Genomic DNA, 18,042 nt, shown 5'->3' on the forward strand with positions numbered 1-18,042 from the left:
ACCATGGACACGCCTTCGCCGAAGACAGAAGCGCTTGCCGCACTGCTCGAGACCGATCCCGGCCGGTTCGAGCCGACAACGGCCTACCGGGTTGCCGAGCAGGCGGCCGACGGCGGCCTCGATGTCCGGGCGCATGCCGGCGTCTCGGTCGCGCCGCTGGCGGTCAGCCGTTTTCGCCGCAGGGAAGGCAAGGCTTCCGTCCAGAGCGGCCTGGCGGTGGTGACCGGGCCGGTCGGCTCGATGCCGCCCTTCTACAACGAACTGGTGATGCGCGAGGAGCGCAACCGGTCGCGCGCACTCGCAGCCTTCTTCGATCTCTTCAGCGCGCGCATCAGCGAACTCTTCGCGGCCGCCGGCGAGAAATACCGGATGGCTCGTCGCCTGCGCTGGAGCCGAGGCCGCGACGGCAACGCGTTCCTCACCAGCCTGTTCGCGCTGACCGGGTTCGGTACGGCCCGTCTGAAGGAAAGGAGCGGGTTCGATGACGATCTCATCCTGCGCTTCAGCGGCTTCTTCGCCGCCCGCACCCGCAACGCCGCCAATCTGCAGGCGATGCTTGCCGAATTCACCGGACTGCCGATCGAAATCGACCAGTTCCGCGGCCGCTGGCTGCCGATCCCGCTCGAGGAACGCAGCCGGGTGCAGCCGGGGAACGGCCTGCAGCTCGGCGTCAACGCCTCGGCCGGCGCCTTCACACGCAATTTCAGCGGTAGCTTCCGCGTGGTGATCGGACCCGTCGACTATCCGGACTATCTGGCGCTGACGCCCGGAAGCCGAAGCCTGGCGGAGATCTTCTCGCTGACGCGGCTCTACCTGGGAACGGGCCTCGATTTCGACATCCAGATCATCCTGAAGAAGGAGCAGATCCCTCAGTGCCGGCTCGGCGACCGCGACGAACCCGCCAGGCTCGGCTGGAACAGCTGGGCCCGGATTGCGCCCGCCGCGCGCGACAGCGGCGACGCGGTCATTCCCGAGCCGCGGCCGGTTAGCGGCAGCGGAAGGATGGTCGGCGATGCGGCTTGAACTCAGGCAGATCGGCGGAGAACCGGTCCGCGCCGGTGCCGAGGGCTGGAGCTTCGAGCGAGGCCGCAGAACGCTCGGCCGCGGTGCGGATTGCGACTGGCAGACGACCGACCCCGGGCGGCTCGTTTCCAAGCTGCATTGTACCATCGAGCGCGACCGCGACGGCTTCATCCTGCGCGATCAAAGCGCCAATGGTTCGAGCGTCGACGGGATTACATTGCGCGAGGGCGATACGGCCCGCCTGCGCGACCAGTCGCGGATCGAGTTCGCTGGATGCGCCTTCACCGTCAGGATCAGCGGCGAAGCCGATCTCGAGCTCGACGATCCGGATGCGCGATTGGCGCTCAGCGACGAGCCGCTGACAATATCGTCCATCCTCGCCGACATTGCGCCCGGCGGGCGCACGGGCAACGGAATTCTCGGCCGGCGCGACGCCGACGCATGGACGGATGTCGTCGGGTCGGGAAGGCTCGCGGCAGGCAAGCCGTCGCGCAATGTCGAGATCGGCTGGGACGGCCCGCCAGCGATCGAAACCGCCACAAGGCCGATCCTGCCCGACGACTGGAACGACGATTTCGACAACAGCAACCGCTATGAGCACCAGGCCGCAACCCACGTGCCGGTACCGCTCTCGCGCCCGCGCCGGAAGCCGATGCTCGGGGCGGAAATCGGCGAGACGGCCCCAGTGCCGGAAGAGACAGGGGCGGCGGCGTCCGTCCCCGTTGCGGCGGCATCTGTACCGCCCGCGCCCTCAGACATGCTGCGCCAGTTCGAACAATTGCTTGACCGGATGGGCGAGGCGATCGATGGCGCCTATTCAGCCTTCGATCTCGATCCGCCGGCGCCGGGCGAGGAAAGCGATTTCCTTGTCCACGATCGAGAGGATGCGCTGATCCGGCGCTTCAACGGTCTCATAGACTGCCAGGTCGAATTAAACGAACGGCTACAGCGGCTGGTGCGCGAAACAAGCCGGATGCTGGAGCCACGCACGCTCGAAGCCCGGGTCGACGCCGAACCGCGCAGGCTGCCCTGGCTGAGTGACCGCAGCTACTGGCAGGCCTACCGCGCTCACTTCGAAAAGGAGAACCGGCAGCTCTCGCTGCTCGAGCTCTTCCGCGACGCGATGCTCGAACATGGCGAGAGCCATCCGAACGCTGATACCACAGGAAGGACAGGTCCCAAGACATGAGAAACGAAAACCGGGTGGCCTGGAGCGAAGGAATGTTCCTTCGCGTGCAGCATTTCCAGCAATCAGATCGCTGGACGGAGCGGCTTGTGCGCACGGCGAGCCGCCACCTCAGCCCCTATCCCTGGGGAATTGCGGAAATCGGCGTCGATCGCAGCGCGCTGGCGATCGGCCAGTTCGCGTTGTCGAACTTGCGCGGCATCATGCCCGACGGCACCCCTTTCGAGGCGCCCGTCGATACCGACCTTCCGGCGCCGCTCGCCCTCGACGAGTCGACCCGCAACGCGATCGTCTATCTGGCGCTTCCCGCCCGCCAGCCCGGAAAGCCGGACATTGCGCTGAACGGCAGTGCCGGCCCCAATCACGTTCGCGTCGTTGCCAGCCATTACGAGGCGCCGGATGCCAATATCGACGCCGATTTCCTGGCGGAAATCGATGTCGGCCGCCTCAACCTGCGCTACCTCAAGACGGGTGACGACCTTTCCGGATACGATCTCATCGGCCTTGCCCGCATCATCGAGGTGCGCTCCGACAAGGCGGTGGTGCTCGACCCGGACTATATCGCGCCGAGCCTCACCTGCGCGGCCGTGTCGCGCCTCGGCGAACTGATCACCGAACTTCTCGGCATCGTGCGTCATCGGGCCGAGGCGATCGCCGAGCGGATCGGCGATCCGACCGTGCGCGGAACGGCCGAAGTCGGCGACTACTTCCTGCTGCAGATCCTTAACCGCGCCGACCCGATGCTCAAGCATATCTCCGTCAACGCGACCCGGCTGCATCCGATGGTCTTTTACGAAGAGTGCATCCGGCTTGCCGGCGAGCTGGCGACGTTTACGACGGACAGCAAGCGCGCCTCCGATTTTCCGCCCTACCGGCACGATGATTTGAAAGCGACCTTTGCCGCGGTGTTCGACGACCTGCGCCGTTCGCTGTCGTCGGTGCTGGAGCAGGCGGCGGTGCTGATCGACCTTGTCGAGCGTCGCCACGGGGTGCGCGTCGGCACGATCAACGACCGTTCGCTGCTCGCCGATACCGGCTTCGTGCTCGCCGTGCGCGCCGACATGCCGGCGGAGGAGATCCGCCGGAAGCTGCCCGCGCAGATCAAGATCGGCCCGGTCGAGCGCATCGCCGACCTCGTCAATGTCGCCCTGGCCGGCATTCCGGTGCGGCCGCTGCCGGTGCTGCCGCGCCAGCTGCCCTACCGCTCGGGCACCGTCTATTTCGAACTCGACACCAGCAACCCGCTCTGGAAGCAGCTCGACACGTCGGGCGCCATCGCCCTGCATCTGGCCGGCGAATTTCCGGGCCTTGAAATGGAACTGTGGGCCCTAAGAGAATGACCAAGGAACGCTCTTCCTCCTGGCAGGACCTGCCCACCGTGGTCGAGATCACCGAGGCAGGCACCCGCAAGGCGAGATCCGCCCGCAAGATGGCGGAAATGCTCGACGACATCGTCGAATTCGACAGCGCCGGCGACATCGCCAGCCCGCCCTCGCCGCGCGGCTCTCCCGTGGCGTCACTGGTGGAAGCGTTTGATTTCGGCGGCGACGGCATTCCGACGCTGGTCAAGTCGGGCGCACCGCTCATCAATCTCGCCCATGCTCTGCGCCACGCCGACGTCCCACCGGACATCGACGAGCTCCGGCGGGCCGCCATCGGCGCGATCAATCGCTACGAGCGCGACCTTGCCGCCGCCCGCATCAGCCCCGAGCGGGCCCGCGCCGCCCACTACATCGTCTGCGCCACCGTCGATGACGTCATTCTCAGCAAGCCCTGGGGCGTGCGCGCCGGCTGGGCCCGATCCGGTCTCGTCTCCACCTTCCACATGGACGTGACCGGTGGCGACCGCGTCTTCGACCTGCTCGACCACTTCCACCAGAGCCCCGGCACCAACAAGGACCTGCTGCTCCTGATCTATCTCTGCCTGTCGCTGGCATTCGAGGGACGGACGCGCGTGTCGGACCGCGGCACGCTGGAACTCGGGCGCATCCGCGATAGCCTCTACAAGACCTTGCTCGGCCAGTACGGCGTGTTCGAACGGGAGTTGTCGCCGCACTGGCAAGGGGTCCAGGCGCGTCACAAGCCGTTGCGTACCTCGGTCGCCATGTGGACGCTGCTGGCGGCGCTGGTCCTTGCCCTGGCGCTCGGCTACATCCTCGTCACGTTTTCGCTGAATGGCCGCTCCGATGCCACCTTCGAGCGGCTCGCCAATCTGCCCCCGCATGAAACGCCGAGCCTGACGATCCAGGCACCGCCGGCGAAGGTCGAAGCACCCCGGGTCGTCGCGGCGCCGCCGAAGCCGCCGGAACCGGAACCGCCGGAGCCGCCACCGGCGCGGCCGCGAAGCCGCCTCGACAACCTTCTGGCCTTCCTGCAGCCTGAGGTGGATCGCAAGCTGGTGACGCTGTCGGATGCCGACGGCCGCCTGCTCGTCCGCATCAACAATTCGGGCCTGTTCGATGTCGGAAGCGCCGAGGTCAGCGGCGAGTTTCGCGGCCTGCTCGAGCGGATCGGCGGGGCGCTTGCCGCCGAGAGGTTCCGCGCAATCGTGATCGGCTACACGGACAATGTGCCGATCCGAACGGTGCAATTCCCCTCGAACTGGCATCTTTCAGAAGCGCGCGCCAAGGCCGTCGGCGACATTCTCGCCGCCTATACGGGAACGGATGCGATCATCACCGACGGACGCGCCGACAGCGATCCGATCGCCGGCAACGACACGCCGGAAGGCCGCGAGATGAACCGCCGCACCGAGATCCTGGTCCTGACCGATCCGGGCGAGCGGCTCGACGCGGCCCGCATCCCGTCGACGCATGCCACAAATGCGCCCGCCCAGGAAAACGGCACGCTCCCGGAAAATAGAACGCCATGAACCCCCTCAGCTATTTTTATACCCTCAGATCCTATGTCGATTCCTATGCGGGACTGCTGGGCCGAAGGTTTCTATCGATCATCTGGGTGGCGGCGATCTCAGTCGTCATCTGGTTCTATGGCTACCTTCTCGCCATCGGCGACTTCAAGCCGTTGGCAAGCGTTAATGCCCGGCTCGTCGCCGTCGGCCTCGTGCTTGTCGCCTGGGCCGCCTATCTCGCCTATTCCTTCTACCAATCCCGCAAGCGCGATGCGGAACTCGTCGACGATCTCGCCAAGGATGCCGGTGCAGACGCCGCCGCCAGCCAGCAGGCAGAGGTCGCCGAGATCCACGGCCGCCTCAAGGAGGCGCTGGCACTGCTGAGGCGCGTCACTCGCAAGCGCTTCGGCTATATCTACGAACTACCCTGGTACGTGATCTTCGGCGCCGCCGGCTCCGGCAAGACGACGGCGCTTACCAATTCCGGACTGAAGTTCCCGCTCGGCGACGCCCTGGGCAGCAATTCGATCCAGGGCGTCGGCGGCACCCGGAACTGCAATTGGTGGTTCGCCGACGAGGCTATCATCATCGATACGGCTGGCCGCTATACGACCCAGGACGATCTCAACGGTGCGTCGAAGGCCGGCTGGGAGGGCTTCCTGAACCTGATGCGCAAGTACCGGCGGGCACAACCGGTCAACGGCGTGCTGGTGACGCTCTCGATCGCCGATCTCAAGATCCGCGACCACGAGGCCCAGATGGAGGAAATCCGCGCCGTCCGCCAGCGACTGTCGGAACTCGACGGGCTCCTCGGGGCGCGCGTGCCGGTCTATGTCGTGCTCACCAAGGTGGACCTGCTCACGGGCTTCGTCGACTTCTTCGACGGCTTCAGCAAGACCGACCGCGAGCAGGTATGGGGCATGACATTCGGCCTAGAGGAGAGCTACCAGGCCGCCAGCCTGCCCGACCGCTTTCTGGAGGAATTCGCCCTTCTGCAGGAGCGCGTCGACGCGATGCTCATCGAACGCCTCCAGCAGGAGCCGGACGCCGAGTCGCGCGGCCGCATCTTCCGCTTTCCCGCCGAACTCGCAGCTCTCAAGGACCGGCTGCACGAGGTGCTCCAGGAACTGTGCTCCGGCTCTAAGCTGGTCGAGCCGCCCTTGTTGCGCGGGCTCTACCTCGCTTCCGGTACACAAACGTACGAAAAACCGGTCGCTTCACGCTTGAAGCGCAGCTATTTCCTCTCGCGCCTCTTCCGGGAGGTCATCTTCGCGGAAGCGTCGCTGGTGATGCGCGACCGGCGGCTTTCGCGCCGGCAGCTCCTGCTGCGCCGTGCCGCCTATGGAGCGGCGGCGGCAGTGCTTGTCGTCGTCCTCGGCAGTTGGGCGGCGACCTACTGGCGGAATCTCGACGCGCTCTCCGACGCGGAACGGCGGCTGAACGCCTATGAGGAACTGGCGCGCGGCGTGTCCGTGCGCGACGTGTCGGATGCCGACTTCCTGCGCATCCTGCCGGCGCTCGATGAGCTCCGCAATGTGCCATCCGGTTTCGCCCAGGCCGGCTTCTGGCCGGTGAGCTTCGGCCTCGACCAGGAAAGCAAGCTCTCCGGGCGGCATCGTGACGCTTACCAGCGTGCGCTCACCGCACTGCTGCTGCCGCGCATGCTCGTGCAACTGCAAAAGGAGATAAAGGCCGGCGGCACCACGCTCCGGACCTTCAATGCCCTGAAGCTCTACGGCATGCTGGGAGGGCTAGGCCCGCTGGACCCAGAATTCGTCTCGCGCCAAAGCGAGGACATGTTCGCGGCGGCCTATCCGGGCGAGGGTCGCGCGCCGGCGCGACAGGCGCTGCTCGAACATGTGGCGGTCATGGCCGCGGGAACCCTGCCACCGATCGATCTCGACGAGCGTCTGATCGCGGAGGCCCGCGAGAAGATCGGCGCGCAGGGGCTGGCGAACCGGGCCTACGACATCCTCACCGATTACCGGCAGGCGCGCGCCTTGGACGGCTGGAACGCCGCCGACGCGCTCGGACCGTTGGGGGAACAGGTCTTCACGCGAAGCTCCAGGGCGCCGCTCCGCCAGGGGATTTCGGGCCTGTTCACCGCAAACGGCTATCGCACGGTCGTGCTGCCGCGCGTGACGGATGCGGCACGCGAGGCGCTCGACGAGCAATGGGTCCGCGGCGGAGCGGTCAGTCCGGCACCGCAGACCGTCGACGGCGTTGCCGAGGCAGCGCTGCAGCTTTATTTCGACGCCTTCCGGAAGCAGTGGGCAAGCCTGCTTTCCGACATCCGCGTCCGTCCATCGCAAACGCCGGCCGAGGCGACCGAGACGGCACGCATTCTCGCCAGCGACGCCAATCCGGTCGAGGCGGCGGCGAGGTCGATCGCTGCGGCGACGGACTTGCGGATGCCGACGGGCGCCGAGTTGGCCTCGGCAGCCGCCGGGTCGAATGGCGCGGTGACCGCGGCCTTAGCCAGCACCGCCAATGCGCCGGATCCCTATGTGGGTCTCCGGGCTGCACTCGCACCGCCCCAGAACGCCGGTGCTGCGTCAGGCGAAAAGGAGCCGCCCCGCTCCCAGGTCCAGTCTCTGCGGCCGCTCCTGCAAATCCTTCACGGTCAGCTCTCGCGCGCCTCCACCGCTTCGGCGGAAATCGCACAGGTGTTCGACGCCGGCAGCCAATTGACGAGTGCCAACCAGGACCTGCTGCAGGCGGCCCGCGGCCTGCCGGCGCCGCTCGACGCCTGGATGGCCGGCGTCGCGGTCGACGTCGCCTCGCTCGCCGTGAAGACGGCACGCGCCCGCACCGACGATCTCTGGGCCGCCGAAGGCGCCAGCCTCTGCTCGGGCATCGTCTCTGGCCGCTATCCCTTCGACCGGAATTCCGCGCGCGACGTGCCGATGGGAGACTTCGTTCGCCTGTTCGGCCCGGAAGGCCTCTTCAAAACGTTCTTCAAGGAACGCCTCGAGGCTTTCGTCGACACCAGCTCAAGCCCCTGGGGATGGCGCGGCACCTTCGGCGCCGAGACCATTCCCAGCCCCGGCATCGCCGAATTTGAGAAGGCGGACAAGATTCGCCAGGCCTTCTTCCCGGCTTCCGCCACCGAAGCGTCGATTTCCATCCAAATCAAGCCGCTTTCGCTGTCGCAGTCCTCCAACGCCGTGATGATGGAGATCGGCGGCGAGCGGGTGGTCTATTACCACGGGCCGATCCAGGCAAAGTCGATTTCCTGGCCATCGAGCCACGGCAGCAATGTCTCGCGCGTCGCTTTCCAGCCCGGCAGCTGGCAGCAGGCCACGACCGAAAGCGGTGACTGGTCGGCTTTCCGTCTCTTCGACCGGGCCGAACTGACGCAGGAGGGCGGCGATCTGTTCCGCGCACGCTTCGAAAACCATGGGCAGGTGGCGGAATTCGAGGTGCAGTTCGGTTCCGTGCTGAACCCCTTCCGGCTCCCGGCGCTGGCGGATTTCTCCTGCCCCGTGCAGTTCTGAGGGGACAGCCCAATGCGGCAGACGAGCGACATCAAGGCAGCGGAAGCCGATCGTATCGGCTTCTTCGGTAAGCTCCCCACGCACGGTGACTTCGTCTCGACGGGCATCGACCACACGCTTCAACGCGAACTCGACGATTGGCTGCAAGCAGGCCTGCGCGCCTGCCAGGATCGTCTAGGCAGCCGCTGGCGCGATGCCTTCCATGCCATGCCTGCCTGGCGTTTCATCGTCGAACGCGGCCGTTGGGGACCGGCAACCATCGCCGGCGTACTCCTGCCGAGTGCGGACCGGGTCGGCCGCAGCTTTCCGCTGGTGATCGCCGCACAGCTTCATTCCTTCGACGACCATCCGCGACAACTCTATCTCGACGCGCCGTGGTTCACGGCTGCCGAGGCCCTGGCCGAGACGTCGCTTGCCCGCGACTTCGATATCGAAACCTTCATGGCGAACCTCAAAAGGCTGCGCATGCCGCACGCCCCGGAGTCGGCGATCGCCGGACGGTTCGCGTCACTTGGGCGCGACAGCAGCAGCCTTTGGTGGAAGACCGACGCGGCTGGCCGCGATGCGAAGGGTTTCCGCACGGCCTCGCCCCCCGCTCCCGCCGACTTCTTCCGGTTGGTTGAAAGCGCGGCCGGGCCGGCGGAAACCGCAGGTCAGGAGGCACCAGGGGCCGAGATGCGCTCGATCGAGGCTGCGCCCGGTCATGCTGCCGAAAGCGAGGTCGCCGCGCCTATTCCCGAAACAGCACCCCCGCCGGCAACGCTCCTTGGGATCGCACACAGTCATGCGACGCATCCCGGCACGCGGCTGGCGCTCAATGCGGATGCCCTGATCGCCTCGGATCCGGACCGCCTGTTTGCGGTCGCGGACGGCATCGGTGACGAGCCGGCGGCGGCAGAGGCCTCCCGCATCACCATCGCCGTGCTTGCCGACGGCTGCGGCCACGATACGCTCGACGAGGCGATAAAGAACATCAAGGGCAAGCTCGGCCGCGCCCACGGGCTGCTGCAGTCCATCGCCTCTTCGGCGAGCCGCCAGGTACCGGCCGCGAGCGTCGCCGTTCTGTGCATCCGGGGCGATCGCTATGCCGTGATCTGGGCAGGCGACGTACGGTGCTATCTCCTGCGCGACGGCATGATGCGCTCACTGACGCGCGACCATGTCGAGATCGGCATGAAGCGCCGCCTGACGCGCTATCTCGGCGCCGATCGGCAACTCGTCCCCGAGACGCTGATCGATCGCGTCGAGGCCGGCGACCGCTTCCTGCTGTGCAGCGGCAGCCTCATCCGGGTGCTCGGTGAGCGCGCCGTCGCCGAAGCCCTTCTCGACACCGACCTCGAGCGTGCGGCCGAGGCCCTGGTGCAGGACGCCTTGATCGGCAATGCGCGCGACAATCTGAGTGCCATCGTCATCGATGCGGTGCAGCGATGAGTGGCGACCCCGAGGATGATCTTGCGCTCGTTTCGGCAAGGTTTTCCGCCCTCTGGGCCGTTCTTGCGCCCGAGGGCGAGGCAAGACCGCTGATGGTCGACCGGGTACGCGATGCGCTGGACCGCGGCCGCTCCAGACTTGCGCCCGATCCGCCCGACCTCATTGCTAACAGCTTCTGCGTGGACGAAACGGTCTATTGGAGCGATCGGACCCTGGTGCTGAAGCTGCGCCATCGGGATCTGGGCACGCCGCACGCCCTCAAGACCTTGCCGCCGGCCCGGCGCGACGATGTAGTGCTGAGGCAATGGCTGCTGCATGAGGCGCGCCTTGCCGGCGCCCTGGCCCACCCGAATATTCTTCCGCTGCGCGCCACACTGCGGCTCGTCGATGGCCGCCCGGCGCTCCTTTACGATTGGATGCCGGCGACGCTGTCGCACCACCTCGCTGCGCGTTCCCTCGCCTTGCCGGAGGTCGTCGCGATCATGAAGGCGCTTATGTCGGCGCTTGGCTATCTGCATGCGCAGGGCATCGTCCATAGCGATATTTCGCCGGCGAACCTGTTCTTCGCCGATGGCGATAGCCGCTCTCCGAAGCTCGGCGATTTCGGACTGGCGCTCGCAAGCGGCGAGCGGCTCGAAGACCTCCACATGGCGCGCGGCGCTCACCCGGATTTCGCCGCCCCCGAGCAGCGAGCCGGTGCGCGGCCGGATGCCAGGTCCGATCTCTATTCCTGCGGGCGCATTCTCGAAATGCTCGTCGACCGGTGCGACGCCGGGAAGGACGAGACATCGGCATTGTCAACACTCGCTTTCCGCCTCATGCAACCGGAGCCGGCCAATCGACCGCGCGACGCGATCATGGCCGCGGCATTGCTCGACGAGGCAAGCCGTTAGGCCTTCCGTCCTTAGCTGGAGCCCGGCAGCGGTGCCGCAGCGGTCGGCGCGCTCTTCTGGAACACCGTGATCAGCTTGGCGGCATCGACGAGGCCTGCATTGCTGGCGTAGAGCATGTCGCCGTTCTGCATCTTGAACTGCTGCATCAACGCGAAATTGGCGACGTCGCGCAGGTTGACGCGGTAGATCACCGGTTTCGAGCTGACGACCGGCAGGGCAGCCGTTTTCAGATCCGCACCGCCCGGCTGAATGAAGACCTGCTCGTTGCGGAAGACATAGAAATTGCGGGCGTCGGCGCGGTCGTCGAGAAGGCCGCCGGCCCGGGCGAGCGCCTGCGCCAGCGTCAGCTTGCCCTGCTCGAACTCGAACTCGCCGACGCTTCTGAAGGCGCCGATCGCCGTGAAGCTCGGCGCGTCGTTCTCGACGAAGACCTGATCGTCCGGCAACAGATAGACATTCTGGCTGCTGTCTTCCAGCAGTCGGGCGAGCGGCACGCTTGAGCGTTGCTTGCCGCGCATCAACGTGACAGTCGCCGAACCCGGCGCCGAGGATGCGCCCCCGGCAAGCGCAATCGCGTCGAGCACGCGCTCCTTGCGCGCCGTGAGAGGGAAACGCCCTGCCGCCCGCACATCGCCATTGACGACGATGCCGGTCGTCGGCTTTTCGACCACGGTGACGATCGCCTGCGGATTGACCGCGGTACCGCGCAGGCCGCTGACGATCTGCGCCTGAAGGCCTTCCGGGGTCGATTCAAGGACGCGCTGGCGGCCGACGAAGGGGAGCGTCACGAAGCCGCTCGAATCGACCGTGAACCGGCCGAGATTGAGGGTCTTGCTGTTGGCGGAGGAAAACAGCGCCTCCTCGCCGGAATCGATGATCGTCACCTCTATGACATCGCCGCGGCGCAGCCGCTGGTCCATGTAACCGGCGGAGCGCATGGGACTCAAGCCCTTGTCGGTCGGAAGATAGGACAAGGGCGCCGACGATGTGACGCCCATCGGCGCCTTTGCGAGGTCGACGACCTGGATCCGTTCATTGGTGCCGGCGATCCTGGCATTGTAGATGTCGCTTGGGTTCGGCCCGTCGGCGGGGCGCGCGCAGGCGCTCAACGCGACACATAGGGCGACCGGCAGCAACTCCCGCATGGCATATCCTCTTGGTAGATTCGTGCGCTGCAGAGATACCAGCCATGCGTGCGATGGCAATACGCGGGGTTGCAGAATTTAGAAGTGTGACAACTTTACGGCACATAAATGTGGCACATCGGCAACCGGTGCCCCCTTCAAGGCGCCGAGGCATGGGAGCGCGGGTTTTGAACGCCCGGTTCGCGCGCTGTTGTGGGCGGCCGGAAGCGCAAGTTCAACGAGGAATGTGCAGTGATTCGCGGTGCCGGTGGACTTTCGGAAACGCCGCTCGCACGCGTGACCTACACCTTTTTCCAAATGCGCTTCAGCGGCCCGTCGACCCCACGGAGCGGGTCGGTTGCGGGGAGCGGCAGGTTGGCGATCACTTGCAGGTCGGTCGTGCTGGCGGCCTTCGCCTGGATATCGGCCGTCTGCCCGGGCGGATAGCCGCCGATGACGAGAAAGCCATCGCTCGCTCCGAGATTTTTGTGACCGGTCCCCGCCGGCAGGACGAGACAGTCGCCTGCGCTCACCTCCAGCACGGCGCCGTCCGGACCGCCGATCAACAGCCTGGCATGACCCCCGGCGACGCCGAGGACCTCATGCGCGCCGATATGGTAATGCTGATAGGAAAAGACGCCGTTGCGCCATAGCCCTTGCCAGCCGGCCCCGGCAAAGCGCCGCTCGAACTCGGCCGCAATATCGCTCTCGGCGGCGGACAGAGCCTGACGATAAAGAAGCACCGGCAGGCTCGGATGGTTCGGCACCCATTCGCTCGGCTGGAATCTCATGGATTCAGGTTCGCGCATCTCCGGCTCCGCGCTTTAAATGTCGTTCCCTTGTTTATAGGGCCGGATTCGACGAATGCGAGCGATTGCGCGCGGGTGAGGCATCCCGAACGGCCGCTCAACAGGAGCGGAGCGTCTGGGATGGTAGCTCTCCGAAACGGTTGCGGTAATCGGTCGCCAGACGCCCCATATGCGTAAAGCCCCATTTGAGCGCGATATCAGTGACGCTTTGCCCCGGCCGAGCCTGGGTCAGCTCTTCGCGAAGCGCCTTCAGTCGCAAATCCTGAAGGTAGCTCATCGGGGTGGTCATCTTGAATTGGCGAAACCCCTGCTGGAGCGTACGCGAACTTACCCCGCAGGCGGTGGCAACCTCTACCAGGGTAATCGGCTTCGACAGGTTGGCCATCATGAATTCGATCGCCTTTTTCACATGCCGCGGGACCGGCGAGACCGCGCGGCGCATTTTTGCCGAGAAGCGGTGAGGCAAGGTGTCGAGAACCATCTGGATCAAGGCTTCACTTAGGTTCGTCAGCGCGAGGGGCGACCTGCGCAACGGTGCATCGCCGGCCAGCCCCGCTCTCAGCGTCGCCGCCATGCTGGCAATTGCTGTTCCCGGTCCCGACAACAGGTCGAGTTCCGGCGAGAACTCCAGGGCTCCGGAAACCGGCATCTCGACAATGTCGCAGAGCTGGCGCAACAGCGCAGCTCGATCGATAGCGACGAACATGTGCTCGCGAGCGCTCAGGGATTGAGCAGCAATGCGGCGGTCGCCTTCTATGACTGCGCCCCGGCCCGGCGATGTGCAAAAGGCCTGCCTTCCCATGCGAAGATCTACACCGCCACGAAGCGGGACGATCAGCACCAGCTGACCGTCGGCCTCGCTCTCGAAGAGGATCCGCCCATCGATATGCGTGCAGCCGATCGATACGATGCCGGCATTCGCCCAGGCGCAATTGTAGTAGATGCTTTCCCTGCCAAGCGGCCGGACGACGACACTGGAGACCCAACTCGTCAGCGTTGCTGCAAGGCGGTCCGGGTCGCGCCCTTCGAACGAAACCCAGTCCGGACGCGTCGCCGGATCCCCTAAAGCCATTGCAACTCCTCTCCTTGCGGACACTTTAAGAGCCGGATTCCGCGGGTGGCTACGTCACGCTGAAAGGCATGCCATATTACATCGCCGCGGCGGCACAGCATCATACAGTGGACCCTGTAATGCAACAGGCTGCATTCGTCACACTGAGTTGCAGGCTCCAAGCGGCAGATCCTTTCACGCTGAACGCTTTCACCGCAGCACTTCCGCGCCCGTGCCAACAGAACTGCCGACGCGCCGCCTGGTGTCGGAGGGGTTTTCGCCATAGGTCGCCCTGTAGACCGCGGAAAACCGCCCGAAATGAAAGAAGCCCCATTTCAGGCAGATCGCCCTCATGGTCTGATTGTTCTCGGGATCGATGAGGTCCTGGCGTGCTGCGCGCAGGCGAAGCCTCAGGAGATAGGCGGCGGGCGTCGTGTCCCGGAAGGCGCGAAAGCCGGTTTCCAGCGCCCGGACGGAAACGCCGGCGGCTTCAGCGACCATCGGCATGGTGATCGGCTGATTGATATTGGCCTGCATGAATTCGATCGCCCGGCGGACATGGCGCGGAGCGATCAGGCATGGCTTCTTGTCCAGCAAATGCGATAGCCGGTGGGGGACCAGGCGCACCACCACATCGGCGAGCGCCTGCGTCAAATGCGCCATGGCAATCGGCGACTGCAGCAATGGACCGCTGTCGCGTATGCCGCCCATGATCGTTTCTGCGAGATTGCCGATCAACTGGCCGGCCGGCGTGGACATGCTCACCTGCGGCAGCAGGTTCAGGGATCCGTCGAAGGGCGCCTCGAAAGTCTGACCCAATGTCTGCAGGACAACGGACCAGTTGATCAGGAGCTCGTCTACGACATTGTCTTCCCCGTGCATGATGACGCTGTTGGGTTCGAAATTGTTGTAGAGGAGCAACTCTCCTCGCCCCGCCTCCGCCGTCCGCGGCCCGTAGGTCACGCCCATTCCGCCGTTTCGAGGCAGGACGATCGACAGATACTCCGCCGTATCGGCGGTCGGCTCGATGTGGAACTGGAAATCGCTTTGATGATAGCCGGTGATCAATACGGCACTGTCGCAGGCCGAAAGGTCGATCCCCCAACGGAAACTCTGGGCCTGGCTGATCGGCTCCGCTGCGAAGGTGCCGAAAGCGCCGCCGAGCGTTTCGATCATGCTGTCGAATGACGAACCGCGAAACTGAAACGATGCTTGTGCAGCGCTGTTATCCGACATGCGACCCCGGTTGCATCCCTCAAAGCCGCCACGACAGACCCAGCGGAAGGGTGCCCGTCACGTCCTCGCCGGCGCCCTCCCGCAGACAGCGGGGATTTCCCTCCTGGTGTCGCATGCTTCCCCTACCGTCGGAAGCCGTGGCGCGAAACTGCCCAAAGCATAGGGCCGGCAAAATCGAAGCGCAACAGTGTCAGGCGCTACGACGCCTTCGCCTTCAGCAGCCGGGCAGAGCGCGCTTTCGCGTACCGGGAGAGTCCGATCTTGATGCCGACCAGCACCGGCGCGGCGACGACGAACAGCAGTGCGACCGCATTGAAGGCCGTGTCAAAGGCAATCACGCTGGACTGACCTGTCACGGTCCGGCCGAGAAGGCTGGCTGCCGCTCGGCTGGCGGCGGCTGCGTCCATCCCCTTTGCCGAAAGCATAGCCGCCGTGGTCGCCAGCCGCTCGATCACCGCGGGCTTGCCGGCAGTGACATTGGCGCCGAGGACGGCGAGATTGGCGACGAGGTTATGGTCGATCAGCGTCTGGAGCGCTGCGACCCCCGCGAGCCCGCCGAGCTGGCGGCCTGTATTGAAGAGACCGATCCCGGAGGCGAGGTTTCGGCTGTTGAGGTTGCCGAAGGCGATCAGCGTGATCGACAGGAACAGGAAGCCAAGGCCGAGGCCACGCAGCAGGATCGCCGCCATCATGTCGTCGGCACCGCTCTCGCTGGTCGAACCGGAGAGCATCCACATCGCCACCATGATCATCACGATGCCGAACGGCACCGTGGCGAAGGGCGGAACGCGCCGCACCTGGAAGAAAAAGGCGGCGACGAGCAGCGCGGCGATGAAAAGTCCGCCGCTCGGCAACAGGAGCAGGCCGGCGTCCGTAGGCCTGAATGCGAGGACCGATACGGCAAAGGACGGAATCAGGAACGCGCTGCCGAACAGGGCGGCGCCGGCGACGAAACTGACGATGAAGGCGAAGGTAAAATCCTCCGATCCGAACAGGGTGAAATCGATGAGGCCCCGGCCTTTGGCCAGAACCTGCTGGCCGAGAAATGCCAACAGCGTGGCTGTGCCGATCACCGTCAGCCACAGGATGCGCGGCTCCTCGAACCAGTCCCATCGGCTGCCCTGGCTGAAGACGTAGGTGAAGCAGAAAAGCGCGACCGAGATCAGCGCGAAGCCGATCCAATCGAACGGACGGTGCACGGTCTCGGGCGTTGTCGGCGGGTTCACGATCAACAGCAGCCCGACAGCCGCGAGCGCCACCGGAACGACGCTGAAGAAGATCCATGTCCAGGATTGGCTATCGAGCAACCACCCCTGGAGGGCAGGCGCGATTGTCGCGGGGGCGACAACGGCCCCCATCGCGAATAGGGCCTGCAGGATCGGCTGGCGGGATCGCGGATAGGCGAAAAAGATGATCGCCTGGCCGGCGACAAGCAGAGTGCCACCGGAAAGACCCTGGAGGATGCGGAGGGCGACCATCAGGTCAAGGCGATCCGTCATGGCGGCAATGCCGCAAGCGATGCCCATGACCAGGGTTGCGCCGATCACCAGGTTCAGCGGACGAATGCGGTTCATCAGCCAGGGGGCGGCCAGGAATCCGATAAGCTTGAGCGTGGTATAACCGATGTCCAGCCAGGCGAACTCGTCCGGCGTGGCATGGGTGTCGCCAATGATATCGCCGCGTCCTAGCGACAGGACGGTGCTGGCGATCGCTTCGGTCAGAGTGGCAAGCACGACGCCGGCAATAAGAATGGTTCCGGCCGCGGATCTGTCGCGGCTCGTGGCCGTAAATACCGTGGTCATGAGCCGCCTCCCGGCGCGATTTCGACGCGCGCGGACAGGCCGGGCACGATGCGGCCGGGCGAGGGATTGTTGGCAAGCCGGATCTTCACCGGAACGCGCTGGACGACGCGAACGAAGTTGCCTGTCGCATTGTCCGCGGGAAGCAGGCTGAAGGCAGAGCCGCTGCCCGGCGCAAAGCTGTCCACCACGCCGTCAAGCGCCCCGTTCGGATAGCCGTCGATGGTGATGCGGGCGCGCTGGCCGGGCCGGATATGTTCGAGCTGGGTTTCCTTGAAATTGGCCACGACCCACACGTCGTTGACCGGAACGATGTCGAGCAGGGAAGCGCCGGGCGCGACAAGCCGACCGACGCGGACCTGGCGGTTGCCGATGACGCCCGCGACCGGCGCCCGTACGATGGTGCTGTCGAGATCGATCTGGGCGAGGTCGCGCGCCGCCTCCGCCTGCGCGACGGCAGCAACGGCCGCTTCGCGCTGAGCGGCAAGGACGGCGATGCGGTGCTGCTGCGCCTCTACCGTCGCAGCGGCGGCCGAGACGTTCGCTTCGGCTCTGGTGCGTGCCGCATCGCTTTCATCGACATGGGCCTGGCTGATGGTGTTGCTGCGGATGAGTTCGCGGCGGCGATCATAGGCCTTGGTCGCCAGATCGAGCTCGGCCGCGGCCGACCGGCTCTGGGCCTCGGCCTGACGGATGAGCGCATGCTGAAGCTCTGTCTCGGCATCGACATTGATGAGGCGAGCCTCGGCAGCTTCGACATTGGCGACGGCCTGTTGAAGCCGTGCACGGTAGTCCCGATCGTCGATCCGGAACAGGACGTCACCCGCTCGGACGGTCTGGTTGTCCTGAACCGCCACGGCCGTGACGTAACCCGCAACCTTCGGCGCGAGCGACGTCACGTCGCCGCGGACATAGGCATTGTCGGTCGACGCCGCGCCGCCCGAACTGGCCCAGGCCCAACCGCCGGCCATGACGGCGACGGCGCCGACGCACAGAGCCAAGCCGGCGATCTTCTTCTTTTTGGATTGCGCCACGACGACACTTTTCGCAGGGCTCCTGCCGGTGACGATGGCGATCTTGTCCTCGAGCGTATCCATTTTCTCAGTTCCTGTTGGATGCCGATGACCCGGGAAGCAGCCCTG

At 65.6% G+C, this 18,042-nt stretch carries 13 protein-coding genes; 7 read left to right on the top strand and 6 right to left on the bottom strand.

Going from position 1 to position 18,042, the window contains the following annotated elements:
• The first annotated feature begins 3 nt into the window (after positions 1-3).
• The 7 genes from tssG to ATC00_RS11695 are packed head-to-tail and all read left to right on the top strand — an operon-like array spanning position 4 to position 10,881.
• Positions 4-1,023: a type VI secretion system baseplate subunit TssG gene (gene tssG / locus ATC00_RS11665; RefSeq protein ID WP_064252862.1), complete on the top strand. Its 1,020-nt coding sequence runs from the start codon at positions 4-6 to the stop codon at positions 1,021-1,023.
• Positions 1,013-2,212: an FHA domain-containing protein gene (locus ATC00_RS11670; RefSeq protein ID WP_064252863.1), complete on the top strand. Its 1,200-nt coding sequence runs from the start codon at positions 1,013-1,015 to the stop codon at positions 2,210-2,212. Before tssG ends, ATC00_RS11670 begins: the two co-directional genes overlap by 11 nt.
• Entirely contained in the window at positions 2,209-3,549 is a 1,341-nt protein-coding gene (gene tssK, locus ATC00_RS11675) for a type VI secretion system baseplate subunit TssK (RefSeq protein WP_037382263.1), read from the top strand. Before ATC00_RS11670 ends, tssK begins: the two co-directional genes overlap by 4 nt.
• Positions 3,546-5,081: a type VI secretion system protein TssL, long form gene (tssL, locus tag ATC00_RS11680; RefSeq protein WP_064252864.1), complete on the top strand. Its 1,536-nt coding sequence runs from the start codon at positions 3,546-3,548 to the stop codon at positions 5,079-5,081. The genes tssK and tssL overlap by 4 nt, the downstream gene beginning before the upstream one ends.
• A complete protein-coding gene (tssM, locus tag ATC00_RS11685; RefSeq protein WP_064252865.1) occupies positions 5,078-8,557 on the top strand; it encodes a type VI secretion system membrane subunit TssM in 3,480 nt (1,159 codons plus the stop codon). The genes tssL and tssM overlap by 4 nt, the downstream gene beginning before the upstream one ends.
• Before the next feature lie 12 nt (positions 8,558-8,569).
• Entirely contained in the window at positions 8,570-9,988 is a 1,419-nt protein-coding gene (gene tagF, locus ATC00_RS11690; protein WP_064252866.1) for a type VI secretion system-associated protein TagF, read from the top strand.
• Positions 9,985-10,881 carry a serine/threonine-protein kinase gene (locus tag ATC00_RS11695; protein ID WP_064252867.1) on the top strand — a complete coding sequence of 299 codons (897 nt, stop codon included), beginning with the start codon at positions 9,985-9,987 and terminating at the stop codon, positions 10,879-10,881. Before tagF ends, ATC00_RS11695 begins: the two co-directional genes overlap by 4 nt.
• 11 nt (positions 10,882-10,892) lie before the next feature.
• Here ATC00_RS11695 and ATC00_RS11700 read toward each other — a convergent pair whose 3' ends face one another.
• From ATC00_RS11700 to ATC00_RS11725, 6 genes are all read right to left on the bottom strand, one after another.
• Positions 10,893-12,026, bottom strand: coding sequence for a polysaccharide biosynthesis/export family protein (locus ATC00_RS11700; protein ID WP_064252868.1), 1,134 nt, complete (start codon positions 12,024-12,026; stop codon positions 10,893-10,895).
• Positions 12,027-12,307: 281 nt separating this feature from the next.
• Positions 12,308-12,814, bottom strand: a complete 507-nt coding sequence (locus tag ATC00_RS11705) for a hypothetical protein (protein WP_064252869.1) — start codon at positions 12,812-12,814, stop codon at positions 12,308-12,310.
• 97 nt (positions 12,815-12,911) lie between these two features.
• A complete protein-coding gene (locus ATC00_RS11710; protein ID WP_037382247.1) occupies positions 12,912-13,886 on the bottom strand; it encodes an AraC family transcriptional regulator in 975 nt (324 codons plus the stop codon).
• Between the two features lie 189 nt (positions 13,887-14,075).
• On the bottom strand, positions 14,076-15,101 hold the full coding sequence (locus tag ATC00_RS11715) for a helix-turn-helix domain-containing protein (protein ID WP_064252870.1): 1,026 nt from the start codon (positions 15,099-15,101) through the stop codon (positions 14,076-14,078).
• 197 nt (positions 15,102-15,298) lie between these two features.
• Positions 15,299-16,903 (bottom strand): DHA2 family efflux MFS transporter permease subunit, encoded by a 1,605-nt coding sequence (locus tag ATC00_RS11720; protein WP_064252871.1) that lies wholly within the window; start codon positions 16,901-16,903, stop codon positions 15,299-15,301.
• Positions 16,900-17,997 carry an HlyD family secretion protein gene (locus tag ATC00_RS11725; protein WP_064252872.1) on the bottom strand — a complete coding sequence of 366 codons (1,098 nt, stop codon included), beginning with the start codon at positions 17,995-17,997 and terminating at the stop codon, positions 16,900-16,902. The genes ATC00_RS11720 and ATC00_RS11725 overlap by 4 nt, the downstream gene beginning before the upstream one ends.
• Positions 17,998-18,042: the final 45 nt, after the last annotated feature.

It is taken from the genome of Sinorhizobium americanum (assembly GCF_001651855.1).
Taxonomy (GTDB): Bacteria; Pseudomonadota; Alphaproteobacteria; order Rhizobiales; family Rhizobiaceae; genus Sinorhizobium; species Sinorhizobium americanum.